The organism is Massilia litorea (genome assembly GCF_015101885.1).
In the GTDB taxonomy this organism is placed as follows: domain Bacteria; phylum Pseudomonadota; class Gammaproteobacteria; order Burkholderiales; family Burkholderiaceae_D; genus Telluria; species Telluria litorea.
Map to the genome: position 1 here is coordinate 310,727 of NZ_CP062941.1, position 19,700 is coordinate 330,426.

The 19,700-nt window shown below is 63.9% G+C and carries 22 protein-coding genes; 9 read left to right on the forward strand and 13 right to left on the reverse strand.

What is annotated here, in order from left to right; translation table 11 throughout:
• Positions 1–30: 30 nt before the first annotated feature.
• From LPB04_RS01300 to LPB04_RS01320, 5 genes are all read left to right on the forward strand, one after another.
• Positions 31–837, forward strand: coding sequence for an alpha/beta fold hydrolase (locus LPB04_RS01300; protein ID WP_193687022.1), 807 nt, complete (start codon positions 31–33; stop codon positions 835–837).
• On the forward strand, positions 834–2,396 hold the full coding sequence (locus LPB04_RS01305) for a hybrid sensor histidine kinase/response regulator (protein ID WP_193687023.1): 1,563 nt from the start codon (positions 834–836) through the stop codon (positions 2,394–2,396). The genes LPB04_RS01300 and LPB04_RS01305 overlap by 4 nt, the downstream gene beginning before the upstream one ends.
• A 180-nt stretch (positions 2,397–2,576) precedes the next feature.
• Positions 2,577–3,080, forward strand: a complete 504-nt coding sequence (locus tag LPB04_RS01310) for a GAF domain-containing protein (protein WP_193687024.1) — start codon at positions 2,577–2,579, stop codon at positions 3,078–3,080.
• Positions 3,073–3,498 carry an ANTAR domain-containing protein gene (locus LPB04_RS01315; RefSeq protein ID WP_193687025.1) on the forward strand — a complete coding sequence of 142 codons (426 nt, stop codon included), beginning with the start codon at positions 3,073–3,075 and terminating at the stop codon, positions 3,496–3,498. The genes LPB04_RS01310 and LPB04_RS01315 overlap by 8 nt, the downstream gene beginning before the upstream one ends.
• A 92-nt stretch (positions 3,499–3,590) precedes the next feature.
• Positions 3,591–5,738 carry an ATP-binding protein gene (locus LPB04_RS01320; protein WP_227496576.1) on the forward strand — a complete coding sequence of 716 codons (2,148 nt, stop codon included), beginning with the start codon at positions 3,591–3,593 and terminating at the stop codon, positions 5,736–5,738.
• 106 nt (positions 5,739–5,844) lie between these two features.
• Here the strand turns inward: LPB04_RS01320 and LPB04_RS01325 are convergent, their stop codons facing one another.
• From LPB04_RS01325 to LPB04_RS01350, 6 genes are all read right to left on the reverse strand, one after another.
• Positions 5,845–6,918, reverse strand: a complete 1,074-nt coding sequence (locus LPB04_RS01325; protein ID WP_193687027.1) for an AI-2E family transporter — start codon at positions 6,916–6,918, stop codon at positions 5,845–5,847.
• A gap of 146 nt (positions 6,919–7,064) precedes the next feature.
• Positions 7,065–7,667: an SCO family protein gene (locus tag LPB04_RS01330; RefSeq protein WP_193687028.1), complete on the reverse strand. Its 603-nt coding sequence runs from the start codon at positions 7,665–7,667 to the stop codon at positions 7,065–7,067.
• An 18-nt stretch (positions 7,668–7,685) separates the two neighbouring features.
• Positions 7,686–8,576, reverse strand: a complete 891-nt coding sequence (gene cyoE / locus LPB04_RS01335) for a heme o synthase (RefSeq protein WP_193687029.1) — start codon at positions 8,574–8,576, stop codon at positions 7,686–7,688.
• Positions 8,573–9,721, reverse strand: coding sequence for a COX15/CtaA family protein (locus tag LPB04_RS01340; protein WP_193687030.1), 1,149 nt, complete (start codon positions 9,719–9,721; stop codon positions 8,573–8,575). The genes cyoE and LPB04_RS01340 overlap by 4 nt, the downstream gene beginning before the upstream one ends.
• Positions 9,722–9,727: 6 nt before the next feature.
• Positions 9,728–10,279 (reverse strand): SCO family protein, encoded by a 552-nt coding sequence (locus tag LPB04_RS01345; RefSeq protein ID WP_227496577.1) that lies wholly within the window; start codon positions 10,277–10,279, stop codon positions 9,728–9,730.
• Positions 10,280–10,319: 40 nt separating this feature from the next.
• Positions 10,320–11,123, reverse strand: coding sequence for an SURF1 family protein (locus LPB04_RS01350; RefSeq protein WP_193687032.1), 804 nt, complete (start codon positions 11,121–11,123; stop codon positions 10,320–10,322).
• A gap of 35 nt (positions 11,124–11,158) precedes the next feature.
• Between LPB04_RS01350 and LPB04_RS01355 the strand changes: the two genes are divergently transcribed.
• Entirely contained in the window at positions 11,159–11,359 is a 201-nt protein-coding gene (locus LPB04_RS01355; protein ID WP_193687033.1) for a twin transmembrane helix small protein, read from the forward strand.
• A gap of 63 nt (positions 11,360–11,422) precedes the next feature.
• On the opposite strand, the gene LPB04_RS01360 is transcribed toward LPB04_RS01355, so the two are convergent.
• The 7 genes from LPB04_RS01360 to LPB04_RS01385 all read right to left on the reverse strand — a co-directional run bounded on the left by LPB04_RS01360 (position 11,423) and on the right by LPB04_RS01385 (position 17,449).
• Positions 11,423–12,280, reverse strand: coding sequence for a cytochrome c oxidase subunit 3 (locus tag LPB04_RS01360; protein ID WP_193687034.1), 858 nt, complete (start codon positions 12,278–12,280; stop codon positions 11,423–11,425).
• A 53-nt stretch (positions 12,281–12,333) separates the two neighbouring features.
• Positions 12,334–12,546 (reverse strand): DUF2970 domain-containing protein, encoded by a 213-nt coding sequence (locus tag LPB04_RS01365; protein WP_193687035.1) that lies wholly within the window; start codon positions 12,544–12,546, stop codon positions 12,334–12,336.
• The gene (locus tag LPB04_RS01370; protein ID WP_227496578.1) at positions 12,547–13,101 is read right to left on the reverse strand and encodes a cytochrome c oxidase assembly protein; all 555 of its coding nucleotides are present in this window, start codon (positions 13,099–13,101) and stop codon (positions 12,547–12,549) included.
• 1 nt (position 13,102) lies between these two features.
• Positions 13,103–13,219, reverse strand: a complete 117-nt coding sequence (locus tag LPB04_RS23950; RefSeq protein WP_227496579.1) for a cytochrome oxidase small assembly protein — start codon at positions 13,217–13,219, stop codon at positions 13,103–13,105.
• Positions 13,219–14,823, reverse strand: coding sequence for a cytochrome c oxidase subunit I (gene ctaD / locus LPB04_RS01375; RefSeq protein WP_193687036.1), 1,605 nt, complete (start codon positions 14,821–14,823; stop codon positions 13,219–13,221). Before ctaD ends, LPB04_RS23950 begins: the two co-directional genes overlap by 1 nt.
• 33 nt (positions 14,824–14,856) lie before the next feature.
• A complete protein-coding gene (coxB, locus tag LPB04_RS01380; RefSeq protein ID WP_193687037.1) occupies positions 14,857–16,044 on the reverse strand; it encodes a cytochrome c oxidase subunit II in 1,188 nt (395 codons plus the stop codon).
• A gap of 514 nt (positions 16,045–16,558) precedes the next feature.
• A complete protein-coding gene (locus tag LPB04_RS01385) occupies positions 16,559–17,449 on the reverse strand; it encodes a methyltransferase domain-containing protein (protein ID WP_193687038.1) in 891 nt (296 codons plus the stop codon).
• Positions 17,450–17,538: 89 nt separating this feature from the next.
• Between LPB04_RS01385 and LPB04_RS01390 the strand changes: the two genes are divergently transcribed.
• From LPB04_RS01390 to LPB04_RS01400, 3 genes are all read left to right on the forward strand, one after another.
• A complete protein-coding gene (locus tag LPB04_RS01390; protein WP_193687039.1) occupies positions 17,539–18,297 on the forward strand; it encodes a ComF family protein in 759 nt (252 codons plus the stop codon).
• Positions 18,298–18,311: 14 nt separating this feature from the next.
• Positions 18,312–18,782, forward strand: a complete 471-nt coding sequence (gene trmL, locus LPB04_RS01395) for a tRNA (uridine(34)/cytosine(34)/5-carboxymethylaminomethyluridine(34)-2'-O)-methyltransferase TrmL (RefSeq protein WP_193687040.1) — start codon at positions 18,312–18,314, stop codon at positions 18,780–18,782.
• Between the two features lie 69 nt (positions 18,783–18,851).
• Positions 18,852–19,700 carry an alpha/beta hydrolase gene (locus tag LPB04_RS01400; protein ID WP_227496580.1) on the forward strand — a complete coding sequence of 283 codons (849 nt, stop codon included), beginning with the start codon at positions 18,852–18,854 and terminating at the stop codon, positions 19,698–19,700.

Below are 19,700 nucleotides of genomic sequence, written 5' to 3' on the forward strand. Positions count from 1 at the left end.
GAAAAATCATCAGTTCACAGTGAGGCCCGTATGAACGTGCGTCTTCGTAACAACGTGACCATCGCGGGCAGCGGCCCCATCACCCTCGTGTTTGCGCATGGCTTCGGCTGCGACCAGGTCGTGTGGCGCTTCATGGCGCCCGCCTTCGCGGACCGCTACCGCGTGGTCACCTTCGACCTGACGGGCAGCGGCAACTCCGACCTGGCGGCCTACGACCGCGAGCGCCACGCGACCCTGCATGGCCATGCCGACGACCTGCTTGAAATTATCGACGACCTGAAAGGCCCGGTCGTGTATGTCGGCCATTCGGTCAGCGCCATGATCGGCATGCTGGCCGGGATCAAGGCGCCGGAGCGTTTCCTGGCCCAGGTCATGATCGCGCCTTCGCCCTGCTATATCGACGACGGCGACTACCGCGGCGGCTTTTCGCGCGGCGACATCGACGAGCTGCTCGATACGATGGAAGCGAACTATCTCGGCTGGTCGAGCGCGATGGCGCCGGTCATCATGGGCGCGCCCAACCTGCCGCACCTGGGCATCGAACTGACCAACAGCTTCTGCCGCAACGATCCCGACATCGCCCGCCATTTCGGCCGCGTCACCTTCCTGTCCGACCACCGCGCCGACCTCGCCGACGCGACCCTGCCGACGCTGATCCTGCAGTGCAGCGACGACCTGATCGCACCACGCGAAGTGGGCGCCTGGCTGCGCGAGCGGCTCGCCGGCAGCCGGCTCGAGCAGGTGCGCAACATTGGCCACTGCCCGCACATGAGCGCGCCGCAGGACTGCGTGCGCCTGACCCAGGCCTTCCTCGACCAACAGGGATTGTCGGCTTGAACGGATTGCCGGACGACGACACGCTCTACCAGCACGCCCCCTGCGGCCTGCTGCTGACCGACGGCGCCGGCCTGATCCTGCGCGCGAACGCGACGCTGTGCCGCTGGCTCGGCTATTCGGCGAGCGCGCTGGTGAACAAGGTGCACATCCAGGACCGCCTGCCGGTGGGCACCCGCCTGTTTCACCAGACCCACTGCCTGCCGCTGCTGCAGGTGCAGGGTTCGGTGGCCCAGTTGCAGGTCGAGCTGCGCGACAGCGCCGGGCAGCGTGTGCCCGTCCTGGTGAACATCGTGCGCCGGATCGTCGACGGCGCGGCCTTCGACGAATGGGCCTTGTTCGCCGTGAACGAGCGGCGTTCCTACGAGCGCGAACTGCTGGCCGCGCGTAAAAGTGCCGAGCAGGCGCTCGAGGCCCGGCTCGAGGCCGAAACCCAGCTGCGCGCCCTGAACCTGGCCCTGTCCGACGCCGACCGCCGCAAGGACGAATTCCTCGCCACCCTGTCGCACGAACTGAGAAATCCGCTGGCGCCGATGCGCAGCGCCCTGGAGGTGCTGAAGCTTGAGCACGGCGCCGGTGCGGAGCGGCGTCCCCTGCTCGACGTGTTCGACCGCCAGCTGCATCATTTGACGCACCTGGTCGACGACCTGATGGAAGTCTCGCGCATCACCCAGGGCCGCATGGAGCTGCGCCGCGAGCCCGTGCTGTTGGCCGATATCGTGCACGGTGCGGTCGAGGACGTGGCGGCCATGATGCGCGCCGCCGGGCATACCCTGAACGTGAGGGTCGACGCACCGGGTGCGGTGGTCGAGGCCGACCCGACGCGGCTGCTCCAGGTGGGGGTCAACCTGCTGACGAACGCCTGCAAGTACACGCCGGACGGCGGCACCATCGACCTCGAACTGCGCAGCGAAGGACAGGAAGCCGTGATCACGGTACGCGACAACGGTATCGGCATCCCCGCGCATGCGCTGGGCACCGTGTTCGACATGTTCTCGCAGCTGAAACCGGCGCTCGACCGCTCGAAGGGCGGCCTCGGCATCGGGCTCGCGCTGGTACGCGGCATCCTGACCCTGCACGGCGGCAGCATCGGCGTCGAGAGCGCAGGCGAAGGCCGCGGCAGCACCTTCACGGTGCGCCTGCCGCTGGCCTCGGTGCAGGCGACGCCGGCCACCATTGCCACCGCCTCCGATGCCGTCGCGCCAACCAGCGTGCTGGTGGTGGACGACAATGTCGACGCGGCCGAGACCCTGCAGATGTTCCTCGAACTGTCGGGCTGCCTGGCGCGCGTCGCGCACAGCGCCGCCGAGGCCCTGGAGGTGCTGGACCGGTTCCAGCCGCAGGTGGCCCTGTTCGATATCGGCCTGCCCGACATGAACGGCTACGAACTGGCGCGCCGCGTGCGCCAGCGCCCGGGCGGAGACAATCTGCTGCTGATCGCCGCCACCGGCTGGGGGCAGGAGGCGGACAAGCAGCTCGCGTTCGCGGCGGGATTTGACCATCACCTGACCAAGCCCATCGATTTCGACAAGCTGCGGGCATTGCTGGCCGCTGCCCTCTAGCGTGCGCTGTCATTTCGAGCAACTGAAAGTGCATAGAAACAACATATAAACCTGGAAAACCAGACAGGCCCGAATGATGGCCCTACAATAGTTTCTCAGCATTTTCAATTGGGAAGTGCACAAGCGGCCTCCCTGAGCCAAGCGGATCAGTGAGCCCGGCAATCGGACGGCAATTCCAGAATGATCACTCCACCCTTACCCGACAATGAGCACGCTCGTCTCGCCCTACTGCGCGCACTGCTCCTGCTCGATACGCCGCCCGAAGAGCGGATGGATAAAATTGTCGAGTTCGCATCGGCCGAATTCGACGTTCCGATTTGCCTGATCAGTCTTGTCGATTCCGACCGACAATGGTTCAAGGCGCGCATCGGCATCGCCGCCTGCGAAACGCCGCGCGACATTTCTTTCTGTGCGCATGCGATTCTGGGAAGCGGCCTGCTTCTGGTGCCGGATGCGCTACTCGATCGGCGTTTTTGCGACAACCCGCTGGTGACGGGTACGCCACGCATCCGGTTCTATGCCGGTGCGCCGCTGGTGTGCGAGAACGGGCTGGCGCTCGGCACCCTGTGCCTGATCGATACGCGTCCACGTACACTGGACCAGGTCGAGCAGGCAATCCTGGAGAGCCTGCGCGACCTGGCTTTGCTGGAGCTCACCGCAGCGCAGGGGAAGCAGGATGTTTAAGCCTCCCGAGCCGTTCAGGGTCCTGCTTGTCGAGCCTGCGAACCTGCTGCGCCAGAGCGTTTCGCTCACGATGCGCAGCCTCGGCACCGCCGAGGTAATCGAAGCTGCGAATTATGCGACGGCGACGCAAGCTTGCCAGCTGCGGCGCTTCGACGGCGCGATCATCACGGTTGCCTGGCCGCCGTCCAGGGAGGCCTGCAAAGGACTGGTCCTGATCCAGGAAATCCGCGCGGGGCAGTATGCTGTCGGACAATCCGTGCCAATCTCGGTCCTGGTCGAAGTATGCGACGCCGAGCTGCTGCACATGCTGAGAACCCAGATGGTCACGCGCATCCTGATCAAACCGTTCCGGGTGCGGGACGTGATCGATACGATCGACACGATGCGGACGAAAGCGCCTTCCCTGGTTGCGGGCTAGCGCCGGACAGAACGCCTTCCAGCGCCCTTGCAATCGAGCTACGGACGAGGAAGGGCGTATGTATAATTCCCCATCCCTTTTCGAGCGCCCTCGTGTCTTCTCCAATCCACCCTACCCACCTCTCGCACTTGCAGGATGTCTGCGATAACGCAACTGTTGCCATGTTCGTCATGGATGAGCGGCAGTGTTGTGTGTACATGAACCCAGCGGCCGAACTCCTGACCGGATACCGGCTAGAGGAGGTGCAAGGTGGGCCTTTGCATGATTTTGTGCACCATACCCGCCCGGATGGACAAGCTTATCCGCTCGCGGAGTGCCCCATCGACCGGGCGGCGCCGGCCAATCTCCAGGAACGGGGCGAAGAAACCTTCGTGCATCGTGACGGAACGTTCTATCCGGTCCAATTCACGGCCAGTCCGGTGCGCCGGGACGGCAAGGTCGTAGGCACCGTCATCGAAGTCCAGGACGCCCGGCCGCGCCGGCAGCAGGATCGCGAACGGGAAGCGCTGCATGCGATTGGCTCCTTGATTCTCCAGGAGCTCAGCCACGAGAAGATCGTCGATGCAGTGACGACCGCCGCTACCGAACTGATCGGCGCGCAGTTCGGCGCGTTCTTCTATAACGTGCGCGACGAGGGCGGTGAAAGCTACACCTTGTATACGATCGCAGGTGTGCCAAAAGAGCACTTCAGCCAGTTCCCGCTGCCGCGCGCGACCCACCTCTTCGGGCCCACTTTCCGGGGAGAGCGGACCATTCGCAGCGGCGACATTCGCTCGGACCCGCGTTACGGCAAAATGGCGCCCCACCATGGCATGCCGCCTGGCCACCTGCCTGTCTGTTCCTACCTGGCGGTACCGGTCTCCCTAGGCGACGGCGAGGTGATCGGCGGTCTGTTCTTTGGTCATGAACGACCCGACCAGTTTACGGAAAGCCATGAGCGTCTGGTCGAGACCTTGGCGGCACAGGCAGCGATCGGCCTGAACAAGGCATCCTTGTACCAGGAGGCCCTCTTTGCGCGGCGGCGGGCGGAAGTGGACGCACTGGAAAAGCAGAGGCTGTACGAGGAAGCCGCACGGGCCAACGAAGCGAAGGACCAGTTCCTCGCCACCGTGTCGCATGAATTACGGACCCCGCTCACGTCGATACTGGGCTGGGCGCAAATGCTCACTGCCGGCAAGCTGGACGAGTCGATGCGTCAACGCGCCATCACGACGATCGAACGCAATGCCCGTAGCCAGGCCCAGATCGTCGAAGACCTGCTCGACATCTCCCGCATCGTAAATGGCAAACTGCGGCTGAACGTCCAGTTGTTTTCGCCGCACGTGTCGATTGAAGCGGCGGTCGAAGCGCTGCGTCCTGCGGCCGCGGCGAAAAACATCGGTTTGCAGCTCATCCTCGATCCCGCGGCCGGTCCGATATCGGGCGATCCCGAACGGTTACAGCAAATCGCCTGGAATCTCCTGGCGAACGCAATCAAGTTCACGCCCAAGGGCGGCCGCGTCCAGCTCACATTGAGAAAGCAGGATTCCAATGTGCAGATCGTGATTACCGATAACGGGGCGGGTATTCCGGCGGAACATTTGCCGACCATATTCGACACGTTCACCCAGGTCGACCCGACGTCCACGCGCAAGCAAGGTGGACTTGGGCTGGGCCTCGCGATCGTCAAGAAGCTGGTCGAGCTGCATGGCGGCGATGTCCAGGTATCCAGTCCCGGGCTGGGCAAAGGGGCTGAATTCACGGTCACGCTACCTCTGGCGGCGATCAAGGAAGCCAGTGCGGCTGCGCACGCCGCCATGGAATCGCTTGCCCATTTCCCGATCATGGACAATACCGAAGAGTTTGGGCTGCAAGGCGCAACCATTCTGTTGGTGGAGGATGACGATGACGCACGCGACATGCTTGCCTCAGTCCTGTCGAGCGCGCACGCTATTGTCGAGACCGCTTCCAATGCCCGCGAGGCCTTGACCCTGTTCGAGGGAATCCGGCCGGATCTCGTCGTCAGCGATATCGGCATGCCTGAAATGGATGGGTATGAATTTATTGCGGAACTACGCAAGCGCGAGCGCGACACCCGACGCCGGAGCGTGCCGGCAGTCGCGCTCACCGCATACGCCAGGGTCCAGGACAGGATGCGCGCACTGACGGCCGGCTTCCAGATGCACGTTGCCAAACCTGTCGAACCAGCCGAACTCTTGACCGTACTTGCGAGCCTGCGTTCGTGGAAGCTTCCGCAATAGCGGACCCGCGCGCCGTTTTATCGGAAGCTGCCGCTCATGCCAGCTTGTCGATTGGCACATTCATTCGACTGATCGTCGCGAGCAGGGGACCTGCCGCCAAGCCGATTCATGCCCCCTGCTCGTCCTTCTGCTTGACGATCGGATCACGCGTCCCCGTCCATTCGCTCATCAGCGAATAACCGACGGCCAGCAGCACCGGCCCGATGAACATCCCCACGAAGCCGAAGGCGATCACCCCGCCCAGCACGCCCAATAAGGTCAAGAGGAACGGCAAACTGGTCCCGCGGCTGATCAGCATCGGCCGCACCACGTTGTCGACGCCGCTGATCAGGACCGTGCCCCAGATCACCATGAAGATGCCCCAGCCCGTCAGGCCCTGGCCGAACAGCCAGATCGACGCGCCGCCCCAGATCAGCGGCGGGCCGAAGGGCACGAGCGAGGTGACGAACACCAGCACCGACAGCAGCGGCACGGCAGGGACGCCGGCAATCGAAAAGCCGATCGCGGCCAACAGGGCCTGCGCCAGCGCGGTGCCGAGCAGGCCGTACATGACGCCGCGCGTGGTCTGGCTGATGATGTCGGACACCGATTGCGCGCCCTCGCCCATCACTTTCGCCATCATGCTCGCCGTCACCGCGATCAGCGCGTGGCCGTCGCGGTACAGGAAGAAGCTGACAAAGGCGGCCAGGCTCATCTGCAGAACGCCGGTGCCGAGCAGCAGGCCGCCCGCCATCAGGTAGTGACGGGCCGGCTCGACCATGCGCTGGGCCAGGGCCAGCATCTGGTCGCGGCTGGCCACCAGCTGGCGCAGGTAGACGTCGAGGGTATCGCCGATGAAGGGTAATTCGCGCACCCAGCCGGGCGGCACGAGGGCGCCGTGCTCGATGCTGTCGCGCAGCTGGCCGAAGGTGGTGGCGACGTCGTCGGCCAGGTTGTAGGCGACGATGGCGAGCGGGATGATGACGAGCAGGGTCAGCGAGAGCGTCATCGTCAGCGCTGCCAGCGTGCGCCGCCCGCGCATCGCGCGCAGCAGGCGCAGGTACAGGGGCCAGGAAGAGATGACGACGGCCGCCGCGAACAGGATCGCGGGCAGGAAAGGTTTGAGAACGAACAGGCAGCCCAGCGTCAGCAGGACAACGGTTGCGATACGGGTGTAGTTTCTGCCAATACGTTGTTCCATGAATCCTCGTTAAAGTATCGGGAGCCCGAGAAACCGTAGCGAGCGGAAGGAGGTTTGGCCGAGAAGCGCAGCTGTACGACTGTACAGCGAGCATCGCAGACCGAACCTACGACGCGCAGTAGGTTTATCGGGCTTCCCTCACGAGATCATAGCAGCTGTCGTAAGTCGTGGACGATTGGGGCGGGTCCCTGGCCATGGCGCAGGAACAAGCGCACGCGCCCTTCCTTGTCGAACACATAGCTGCCGGCCGTGTGGTCGACCGTATAGCTGCCCGGCTCCTTGCCCGGCACTTTCGACACGAAGACCTTGAATTCCTTGGCGGTGGCCGCCGTCTGCTCGGGCGTGCCGCGCAGGCCAATGAAACGCTTGTCGAAGGCGGGCACGTAGGAAGCGAGCAGCTCCTGGGTATCGCGTTCCGGGTCGAGGGTGACGAACAGCACCTGCACCTCGTCGGCGGCCGGACCCAGCTCCTTCATCACGGCGGCCATCTCGGCCATCGTGGTCGGGCAGACGTCCGGGCACTGGGTGTAGCCGAAGAACAGCACCACCAGCTTGCCCTTGAAGTCGGCCAGGGTGCGCGGCTTGCCGGTGTGGTCGGTCAGCGAAAAGCCTTTCGCGTAATCGAGGCCGGTGAGATCGGTGTTCTGGAAGGCCACCGGCTTGGATGTCAGCTTATCCAATGCGAGCTTGTCGCAACCGGCGGTGAGCAAGGCCAGCGCGATCATCCCGGCGGTGAGCAGTCGTTTCATGGTGTCGGAACCTGCGAATCAAAAGCGAAAATAATGGTCGACCAGCAGCGCCGCGAACAGCAGCGACAGGTAGAGGATCGAGTATGCAAAAGCCTTGCGCGCGGTCTGGTCGCTGTAGTGCTTGTGCACGCGCCAGCTGTGGCGCAGGAACAGCGCATTCAGGACGATCGCCGCCACCAGGTAGATCAGGCCGCTCATGCGCACCGCGAAGGGCAACAAGGTCGTCGCGCTGAGGGCCAGCGAATACAGCCAGACCTGCTGTCCGGTGTAGTCCATGCCGTGGGTGATCGGCAGCATCGGCAGGCCCGAGCGCGCGTAATCGTCGCGCCGGTACATGGCCAGCGCCCAGAAATGCGGCGGAGTCCAGACGAAAATGATCAATACCAGCAGCCAGGCCTGCATCGGCACCTCGTTGGCCACCGCCGCCCAGCCGAGGGCCGGCGGCATCGCGCCCGACAGGCCGCCGATGACGATGTTCTGCGGCGTCGCCGGTTTCAGGTAGATCGTGTAGACGACGGCATAGCCGACGAAAGTCACGAAGGTCAGCCACATGGTCAGCGGATTGACGAAGGCGTACAGCACCCACATGCCGAGGCCGCCGATGACGGCGGAGAAGACGAGCGTCTGGTTGCGCGTCAGTTCGCCGCGCGCGGTGGCGCGGCGGGCCGTTCTCGCCATGCGCGAATCGATCTCGGCTTCGATCAGGCAGTTGACGGCAAAGGCCGCACCGGCCAGCAGCCAGATGCCGATCGTGCCGGCGACCAGCACGCGCCAGCCGGGGAAGCCGTCGGTGGCCAGGAACATGCCGATGATGGCGCAGAAGACGGCAAGCTGGGTTACCCGGGGCTTGGTCAGCTGCCAGTACTGGGAGATGCGGCTGGTCGATTGGAGGGCGGTCTGGGTGGTCATCGATACGAGTTCGCAGGAAGGTCTGCATTCGCGGGGGTGCGCTGCGACACGTCGAGCAGGTGCTTGACCTTGTAGTTTAACATGGTCACCAGCAGGACGAGGAGAGCAGCCCCGGCGTTATGCAATACGGCAATGGCCAGCGGGAAGTCGAAGAAGACCGTCGCGATGCCCGTGAACAGCTGCGCCAGCAGTACCGCTGCGATGAGTTTCGCTGTTTTGCGCAGCGCCGGCTGGCGCGCGGCACGCCAGGCAGCCAGGCCCAGCACCAGCGCGACGATCATCGCGAAATTCCGGTGCACCCAGTGGATCGCCACCAGGGCCGAGAACTGCAGGTAGTGGCCGGCCGCCGTCTTGCCCAGTTCGCGCCACAGGGTAAAGCCGTGTTCGAAGTCCATCTCCGGTATGAATTTGCCATCGCACAGCGGGAATTCGTCGCAGGCCAGGGTCGCGTAGTTAGTGCTCACCCACCCGCCGAGCGCGATCTGCAGCACCACGACGATCGCGGCCAGCAGCGCGAGCGTGCGCAAGGCGCGCAGGCCGGCCAGGTCCCGGCTCGGGGCCGGCGGATGCAGCAGGTAGTCTTCGCGCCCGCCCAGCCAGACCAGCATCGCCAATAAGCCCATGCCCAGCAGCAGGTGGATGGTGACGATCACCGGCTGCAGTTTCAGGGTCACGGTCCAGGCCCCGAAGGCGCCCTGCACGCAGACGAACAGGAACAGCGCCACCGGCAGCGCCGGGGCAAAGGCCTGTTGATGGGTCTTGCGCCACTGGCGGACCGACTGGAACATCAGGGCCATGATCAATACGCCGATGCCCATCGCCAGGTAGCGGTGGATCATTTCGATCCAGGCTTTTACTTTGGTCACCGGCCCGGTCGGCATCAGCGCCTCGGCCGCGGCGATCTGCTCATGCGCGATGAAGGGATTCGCGGCGCCGTAGCAGCCAGGCCAGTCAGGGCAGCCGAGGCCCGAGTCGGTCAGCCGCGTAAAACCGCCGAACACGATCAGGTCGAAGGTCAAAAACGCCATCACCCAGACCAGCTTGCGGTATTTGTTGGCGTCGGCGGAGAGCCAGACCATGGTCAGGGGAATGCTGGCCACGAACAGGCCCATCAGGGCCAGTTGCAGGAGGGTGGACGGATGCATGCCTGCTTATCCGATCGCCGAGGCTTTGAGCAGTTTGGCCAGATCCTTGTTCACCTTGCGCGGGTCCGGGTCTTTCGGGAAGCGCATCATGAGGTTGCTGCGCGGGTCGATCAGGAAGATGTGATCTTCCAACTTCGTACCCGCTTCCACCGGCAGCCATTTCGCCAGCTGTTCGGGCGAGACGCGCAGCATGTGCATGTCGTCGTACATGCGGATCAGCATGGTGTCGACCGGCTCTTTATCGGTAATCAGCCAGACCCGTTCGACGCGGTCCATGTTCTTGCCCTGCATGGTGCGCAGCTGGCGCATCGCGAACAGCTGCTTGCTGCAGGCCTCGTCGCAGGCGCCGCCGCCGACTTTCAGCATGATCCATTTGCCGGCGTAGTTCTCGAGCGACTCCGGGCGGCCGTCGAGCGTCGTGCTGGCGAGCTTGGGCATCGGATGCGAACGCTGGTCGATGAAGGCGCCGTAATTCGTGCGCCCGCTCGGCTTGATGATGTAATAAGTCACATACGAGGCGATGATCGGCGCCGCGCAGACGAACAGCAGGACGAACAATTTGAGGCGCCCATCGCGGCGAGCCTTTTTTGACGCTTGTTCAGACAACGTGTTTTCTTCCACTTCGAAACCCTGTAATCACGAAAAATAAGGCAGCCATGGCCGCCAATGCATACCACTGGAAGGCGTAGCCGCGGTGTTTGTCGACGCCCGTGTCCGGGGCCGGCCACGCGCGCACCAGGCCTTCGCCCTGCCCTGTCTGCTGGACGAAGAAGGGCATCAGCGCCAGGCCGCTGGCCTTCGCCACGGTGTCGACGTCGACGTTCTGCACCCGCACGCCCGGCTTGATGTCAGCTGCGCCGCCGAGCTGCATGACGTGCCCCGCGCTCAGCGTGGCGATGCCCTCGATGGTCACGGTGCCGGCCGGCGTTTGAAAGCCCGGCAGCCTCGCATAGTCGCCCGCATCACGCGGCAACCACCCGCGCAGCACCAGTACATGTTTGTTCGAGCCCGCTATTTTAAACGGCATCGCCAGAACGAATCCGGCCCGCCCATTCAGCGGCCGGTTATCCAGGAACAGCGGCCAGCCCGGCACCCACTCGCCGGTAACCCGCACCCGCCGATACTCGATATCCGGGGACACATGCGTGCCGACTGCGCTCCCCGACATCGCCGCCTCCTTGCGTACCGTAGGGTGGGCACCGCCCACGCGTTCGTGCCCATCCACACCACCACCGCTACCGTAGACCACCGGCGCCTGCGCACCACGCTCGGCAAGCCGCGCCGCAATCCCCAGCTTCTCCTCCGCCCGCCTCGTCTGCCAGTTCCCCAGCACAATCCCCAGCACCACCAGCACCACCGTGGCAAGGAACGGAATGACCCTAAAACGAAATGCCAAACGCATTACAATTGACCTTTACTCCACACAGCGGCCCGACCATGAAAACCTTCATCGCCATCGCCTTCATCCTGATCATCGCCAGCCTCGGCTCGGCGCTGTTCTTCCTGATGAAGGACAAGGGCCGCAGCAACCGCACGGTGCAGGCGCTGGCGATGCGGGTCGGCCTGTCGATCACGCTGTTCCTGATCGTGCTCGCATCCTACAAGATGGGCTGGATCCACCCGACCGGCATCCGCTGAACCCTCAGATGCGACAAAGGACAGCCAGCTGGCTGTCCCTTGCTATTCCAACCTGAGTACTGATTACAACCAGTAGACCACGACGTACAGGCCCAGCCATACGACGTCGACGAAGTGCCAGTACCAGGCCGCGCCTTCGAAACCGAAGTGGTGATCGGCCGTGAAATGCCCCTTCAGCACACGGTAGAGCACCACCGACAGCATGATCGCGCCCATGGTCACGTGGAAGCCGTGGAAGCCGGTCAGCATGAAGAAGGTGGAGCCATAGATGCCCGAGGTCAGCTTCAGGTTCAGCTCATGGTAGGCGTGGATGTATTCGTAGGCCTGGAAGCCCATGAAGATCGCGCCCAGCAGGATCGTGAAGAACAGGAACACGGCCGTATTGCGGCGATGCCCCTCGCGCAGCGCGTGGTGGGCGATGGTCAGCGTCACGCCCGAGGTCAGCAGCAAGGCGGTGTTGATCGTCGGGATCGGGAACGGCCCCATCGTGCTGAAGGCTTCGACCGTGCCGGCCGGGCCGGTATTGCCCCACTGGGCGGCGAAGTCGGGCCACAGCACCTTGTGGTCGAGATCGGCCAGCCAGGGCATCGAGATCGCGCGGGCATAGAACAGCGCGCCGAAGAAGGCGGCAAAGAACATGACCTCAGAGAAGATGAACCAGCTCATCGACCAGCGGAAGGAAGAATCGATGCGCTGGCTGTACTGGCCGGTTTCCGACTCCTGGATGGCGTCGCCGAACCAGAAATACAGCACCACCAGCATCGATACGATGCCGGCCAGGCAGACGCCAGGTCCCCAGGAGGCGCCGTTGACCCAGCCGGACGCGCCGAGCATGGTCACCAGCATCGAGAAGCCGCCGGCCATCGGCCACATGGAGGGGCCCGGCACGAAATAATGCGGCGCGGTCTTTGACACACTCATCTTCATCTCCTGGAACGTTGTTCTAATGCGTTGAATTGAAATGCTTAAAACTATTATTGTGCAACCGCTAGCTTCACCAACAACAACAGCACGCCGATAAATATCGCGACACCCAGCAACGCCGCCACGATCACGTGAACCGGATTCAGGTTCACCGCGTCATCCTCGTAATCGCGCCGCTTGCGCACTCCGAAGAAGGACCAGAACACGGCCTTCATCGAGGCCGCGAACGAAGCCTTGCGGCGCGGCTGTTCGTTCTGTTCCATCTATTTCGCCGCCACCGCGCCGGACACCTCGAAGAAGGTGTACGACAGCGTGATCGTTTTGACTTCCTTCGGCAGCTTCGGGTCGATGAAGAATACCACCGGCATCTGGCGCGCTTCGTTCGGCTGCATGAGCTGCTCGCGGAAGCAGAAGCACTCGACCTTCTTGAAATGCGGCGTCGCCGACTGTGGCGCGTAACTCGGGATCGCCTGCGCTTTCACGGCGCGCGCCTGGGTATTCACCACTTCGTAGACCACGGTCGCCAATTCGCCCGGATGCACCTCGATGCTGCGCGTGGTCGGACGGAAGCGCCACGGCCCCTGCGAGTTGCCATCGAGTTCCACCGTGATCGTGCGCGTGGTGTCGACCTGGGTGTTCGCCGGGCGCTCGACCGTACCGTCCTTCTGGGTCAGCACATTGATGCCGAGTACCTCGCAGACCTGGCGGTAGACCGGCACCAGCGCATAGCCGAAGCCGAACATCGCCACCGCCACCACCACCAGCTTGCCGAAGGTGGAGCGGTTCAGGCGCAGGCGTTCGATAGGCGTGTAGCTCACGTCACATCCACAGGCGCTTGAGGATGACGGCCGCGAAGAAGAACGCGGCAACCAGAGCCAGCACCAAAGCTGTTCGAACGTTCCTCGCCTTGGCGTTCGGCTTCGTCGGCTGATTCATCACTTCACCAGCGGCGGGTTCTCGAAGGTGTGGAACGGCGCCGGGCTCGGCACGGTCCACTCCAGGCCTTCCGCGCCTTCCCATGGTTTGGCTTCCGCTTTCGGACCGCCCTTGATCGTCGGCAGCACCACGAACAGCAGGAAGTAGACCTGCGACAGGCCGAAGCCGAAGGCGCCGACCGAGACGATCATGTTGAAGTCGGTGAACTGCACCGCGTAGTCGGCATAGCGGCGCGGCATGCCGGCCAGGCCCAGGAAGTGCATCGGGAAGAAGGTGATGTTAAACGTGATCAGCGACAGCCAGAAGTGCGCCTTGCCGCGGCCTTCCGGATACATGTGGCCGGTCCACTTCGGCGCCCAGTAGTAGAAGCCGGCGAACAGCGCGAACAGCGAGCCGGCCACCAGCACGTAGTGGAAGTGGGCCACCACGTAATAGGTGTCCTGCACCTGGATGTCGATCGGCGTCACGGCCAGGATCAGGCCGGTGAAGCCGCCCATCGTGAACACGAACAGGAAGCCGACCGCGAACAGCATCGGCGTCTCGAAGGTCATCGAGCCCTTCCACATGGTGGCGACCCAGTTGAACACCTTCACGCCGGTCGGCACCGCGATCAGCATGGTGGCGTACATGAAGAACAGCTGCGAGGTCACCGGCATGCCGGTGGTGAACATGTGGTGGGCCCAGACGATAAAGGACAGCACGGCGATCGAGGCGGTCGCGTAGACCATCGAGGCATAGCCGAACAAGGGTTTACGTGCAAAGGCCGGGATGATCTGCGAGACGATGCCGAAGGCCGGCAGGATCATGATGTAGACCTCGGGGTGGCCGAAGAACCAGAAGATGTGCTGGTACATGACCGGATCGCCGCCGCCGGCGGCATTGAAGAATGAGGTGCCGAAGTGGCGGTCGGTCAGGGTCATGGTGATGGCGCCTGCCAGCACCGGCATCACGGCGATCAGCAGGAAGGCGGTGATCAGCCAGGTCCAGCAGAACATCGGCATCTTCATCAGGGTCATGCCGGGCGCGCGCATGTTCAGGATGGTGACGATGATGTTAATCGAACCCATGATCGACGAAGCACCCATGATGTGCAGGGCGAAGATCGCCATGTCCATGCCCGGGCCCATCTGGGTCGACAGCGGCGCATACAGGGTCCAGCCGGCGGCGGTGGCGCCGCCCGGCACGAAGAAGGACGCGGCCAGCAGGAACGCGGCCGGCGGCAGCAGCCAGAACGAGAAGTTGTTCATGCGCGCGAAGGCCATGTCGGACGCTCCCACCTGCAGCGGGATCATCCAGTTGGCGAAGCCGACGAAGGCCGGCATGATCGCGCCGAACACCATCACGATGCCGTGCATGGTGGTCAGCTGGTTGAAGAACTCGGGACGGAAGAACTGCAGGCCGGGCTGGAACAGCTCGGTGCGGATCATCAGCGCCAGCACGCCGCCCGAGAGCAGCATGGTGAAGGCGAACCACAGGTACAGGGTGCCGATGTCCTTGTGGTTAGTGGCGAACAGCCAGCGGCGGGCGCCGGTCGGCATGTCGTGATGCGCGTGGTCGTGGCCGTGATGGTCGTCGTGCGCGTGATCGAGAGTGCTGGTAGTCATGTCAGTATCCTGGAAACGATCTTGCTTGCTACGTTACTTGCTGCGTGCAGCCAGCACTTCGGCCGGTTGGACGATGTTTTCGGCGGCCTTGTTCGACCAGGAATTGCGGGTATAGGTAATCACCGCCGCAATGTCCGAATCCGACAGCTGCTTCCAGGCCGGCATGGCCGCCGCATAGGCCGGCGTATCCTGGCCATGCAGCAGCACGTCGACCTGGTGCGCCCTGGGGCCGTTCACGACCGGCGAACCGTCGAGCGGCGCGAAGGTGTTCGGGATGCCCTTGCCGTTGGCCTGGTGGCAAGCCACGCAGTTGGCGGCGTAGACGGCTTCACCCTTGGTTTTCAGTTCGTCGATGGTCCAGACCTTGGTCGGATCGTCGGCCAGCGCGGCCATTTTCTTTTTCTCGCCCGCGACCCAGGCAGTGTAATCCTCGGCGGAGACGACGCGCACCACGATCGGCATGAAGGCGTGGTCCTTGCCGCACAGCTCGACGCAGTTGCCGCGGTAGACGCCGACCTTGTCGGCCTTGAACCAGGCGTCGCGCACGAAACCGGGAATCGCATCCTGCTTGATGGCAAACGCCGGAATCGTCCAGGCGTGGATCACGTCGTTGGCGGTCAGGACCATGCGGACCTTCTTGCCGACCGGGACCACCACTTCCCTGTCGACTTCGAGCAGGTAGTTTTCGCCGCGTGCTTCGGTCGGCGCCACGCCCGGCTCGCCGATCTGGCTGCGCGGGGTCGACAGGTTCGACAGGAAGCTGATGCCCTCGCCTTCGCCCTTCAGGTAGTCGTAGCCCCATTTCCACTGCATGCCGGTGGCCTTGATGGTCAAATCGGCATTCGAGGTGTCCTTCAGGGCGACGACCGTCTTGGTGGCAGGCAGGGCCATGCCGATGACGATCAGGAAGGGAACGATGGTCCAGGCGATTTCGACGGCGGTCGATTCGTGGAAGGTGGCCGGTTTGTGGCCGAGGGATTTGCGGTGCTTGAACACCGAGTAGAACATGACGCCGAAGACGCCGAGGAAGATGATGAGGCAGACCAGCATCATCCAGTTGTGCAAGCTGTAGATGTCAGCGCCGATCCCAGTCACCGGAGTTTGCATGTTCAACTGGTGTTCCACCGGCCGCCCCGTGATTTCCGGGGCCGCCAGTGCCGGGATACTGGTCCATACTGCGAGACCGAGCACCAAGGCGTGAAGTCGCTTTGCATATGTCATGAATTGTCCCCAACCACCCAAAATAAGAATATTTTTAAACGGTCAGCAATTCCATGAACGAACCGCCGCCGCTCCGAAACCAAGTGCAAGCTGGTTCCCGGCGGCACGGCTTGTGGACGCGCAACTGGTTGAAACCATGCTCGTCCATCAGCAACTGCAACAACACTGACGGGCGCCAAACTTGCTGATGCTGCTTTTCAATTTTCTAATTCTTCCACCATTTCACCCTGTTTTTCAATGTTTACAGGGCAGAGGACGAAAAAATAGTCATTGATTATACTCAAATCGCTAATTTTTATTCAAGGAAAATCCTTGCCATCGCTGTGATATTTCATGCATTAGAGCATCGAGCGTTGCCGTATCGGCCTTGCCGCTGCGAGTTAGCCGTGTTAGCGATTTATACCAGTACCCGGGTTTCTCCGGCACGAACGCGTGAGCACCTGTGCCCACGCGTGCATCGCCACCGTAGCCCGGATCTTCCAACCGGGCCGCGACAGGATATCCACGGCCGACATCACGGCTTGCGCGGCCGGAATTGCACGATCGCCTCCCCCGCCGCCGTCGTCTTCGGCACGGGCCGGAACGCGTGGCCATAAATCACCTCGAAACTCAAGCCAATCTTGCCGTCCGCCCCACGCTGCGCTTCCAGTGCATCCACCATGCGCTGCCAGGCCGCGCGCCCGACCAGCCCGCGCCGGCGCGTCGCCAGCGGGTTGCCGCCGATCGCCCGCACATCCGCCAGCAGCGCCTCGACCGTGCCATAGGTGACGGTGATGCGCTCGGCATCCATCACCGGCGTCGAGAAGCCGGCTTCCACCAGTTGATCGCCGAAATCGTGCATGTCGACGAAGGGCAAGGTATGCGGCGATTCGTCGAGCTCGGCAAAGGCGGCGCGCAGTTCCTTGAAGGTGTCGGGACCGAAATTCGAGAACATCAATAAACCATCGACGCGCAGCACGCGGCGCCACTCGGCGAACACGCGGTCGGGCTGCGGATGCCAGTGCAGCGCCAGGTTCGACCACACCAGGTCGAGCGAGTTCGGACCGAATGGCAGGATTCCAAAGTCGCCGCAAAGAAGATCGACGCCGGCCTTGGCCGGCATCAGGCGGCTGAGCATCTGGTTCAGCGAGCGCAGCGCCGGCGCCGGCGCTTTAGCCTCGGCCAGCATGGCGCTCGAGGCATCCATGCCGATGATCTGGGCCGCCGGATAGGTTTTTTGCAGGGTGCCGAGATCGGGCCCGGTGCCGCAGCCGGCGTCGAGCACGCGCTGCGGCACGATCTTTACCAGGCTCAGCCGCTCGTGCATGCGCGCGGCGATCTCGCGGCGCAGGAAGTCGGCAGCGGCCACGCGCTGCGGTTCCGCGAACAGTGCACGCACACGCGACTGGTCAATCGGTGCGCTCATTTTCGATGGGGACGAGGGAGAAGCCATGGTTCTGTTGCGTTCAAATGAGATAATGGCGGAAGTGTACAGGTTTGCGGAGAGCCGAGCCGATGGGTGAGCGCATCGAACCGTTGTTGCTGCGCTGGCCGCGCGCCCTGGCCGGCCGGCTGCTGCCCATGCTGTTGCCAAGTTCGTGCGCCCTGTGCGGCGAGCAGGCGCCGGGTGCCGTCTGCGCGTCCTGCACGCTGAGTTACGCGGCGCCTGGCGGACCGCGCTGTCCCTGCTGCGCCAACCCGCTTGGCCCAACAGAACTGCCCGGGCAAGCCTGCGGCGCCTGCCTTGCCGACGAACCGGCTCATGATGCCACGGTCGTCGCCGTCGATTACGCGGCGCCGCTCGACGGCCTGGTGCTCGGCCTGAAATTCGGCGCCCGGCTGCCGCTGGCGCCCTGGTGCGCGGGCCTGCTGCGGGACGCGGTGCTGGCGCGGCCCGGCTTGCCCCTGCCCGATCTGCTGTGCCCGGTCCCGCTGGGGCCGCGCCGCTTGCGGGAGCGCGGCTTCAACCAGGCGCTCGAGATCGCCCGGCCGCTGGCGAGTGCGCTCGGTGTCGGGCTGCAGCCGCGCCTGGCAACGCGTGCCGTCGAGACGGCCGCGCAGTCGGGCGTGAGGCCGCGCGAACGGGCGGCCAACATCCGCGGCGCCTTCGAGATCGCGCCGGACATGGCAGAGAGAATACAGGGCCGCCACGTCGGCGTCGTCGACGACGTCATGACGAGCGGCCACACATTGAACGAACTGGCCGCCACCCTGAAGGCGGCCGGCGCGCTGCGGGTGACGAACCTGGTGTTCGCCCGCACGCCACCCCATTGATCGAGGAGAAGCGCTTGTTTCACGTAGTCCTGTTTGAACCGGAAATCCCGCCCAACACGGGCAACGTCATCCGCCTGTGCGCCAACACCGGCGTCCAGTTGCACCTGATCGAACCGCTCGGTTTCCCCCTCGACGACGCCAAGATGCGCCGCGCCGGGCTCGATTACCACGACTACGCGACGATGAAGGTGCACAAGAACTGGGAAGCCTTCCTGGCGGACACCCAGCCCGACCCGAGCCGCATGTTCGCGCTGACGACCCACGGTTCCTCCCCCTTCGCCGACGCCGCATTCAAACCGGGCGACGTGTTCGTCTTCGGACCCGAATCGCGCGGCCTCGCACCTGCCTTCCGCGAAAGCTTTCCGGCATCCCAACGCATCCGCCTGCCGATGATGCCGGACAACCGCAGCCTGAACCTGTCGAACACGGTGGCGGTCGTGGTCTACGAGGCCTGGCGCCAGAACGGTTACGCCGGCGGCGTCTGAACGCAGTACTTGACCCTGCGCGCGGCGGACAGGCACACTGCTCGGCACGCACACTGCCGAGGAGCCGCATTGACCAACCGCCGAACCGTGTTACAGGCCGCCGCCGCGCTGGCCGCCCTCGCCGCCTGCGCACGCGCCGGTGCCCAGTCGGCGCTTGCCGCGGCGCCGCTGGCGATCGGCGACACCTTCATGCTGCCCTCCAGCGTGCTCGGTGAGAACCGCCGCATCAATGTTTATAACGCGCCGGCCGCAAACGGCGCGCCCCTGCCCGTCCTGTACATGCCTGACGGCGGCCTGGAAGAGGATTTCCTGCATATCGCGGGATTGCTGCAGATCTCGGTCGCGAGCGGCACCATGCGCCCGTTCATGCTCGTCGGTATCGAAAACACGCAGCGCCGCCGCGACCTGACGGGCCCCAGCGACGATCCGGAAGACCGCAAGATCGCGCCCGTGATCGGGCGCTCGGAAGCGTTTCGCGCTTTCATCCGCACCGAGCTGATGCCGGCGATTAGCGGGCGTTACCGGACCACGGGCGAAACGGCCATCGTCGGCGAATCGCTGGCCGGCCTGTTCGTGATGGAAACGTATTTTGTCGCCCCGGAGATGTTCGACACCTATATCGCCGTCGATCCGAGCCTGTGGTGGAATCGCGAAGGCTTGCTGGCGAAGGGGGCGGCGCAGCTGCGCACGCGGCGTCATGGGAATAAAACGCTGTTCGTCGCCGCCAGCGGCGAACCGGGTATGCCGGCGCTCGCTGGCCGGCTCAAGCAAGTGTTCGACACGGCCGCAGCACCCGGTCTGCGCTTCGAACTGGCGGCCTTCCCCGAAGAAAACCACCGTACGGTCTACCATCCGGCTGCGCTGCGCGCATTCCGGACGGCTTTCCGCAAGCCCGCCGAACAGCGCGGGCCAGGATAG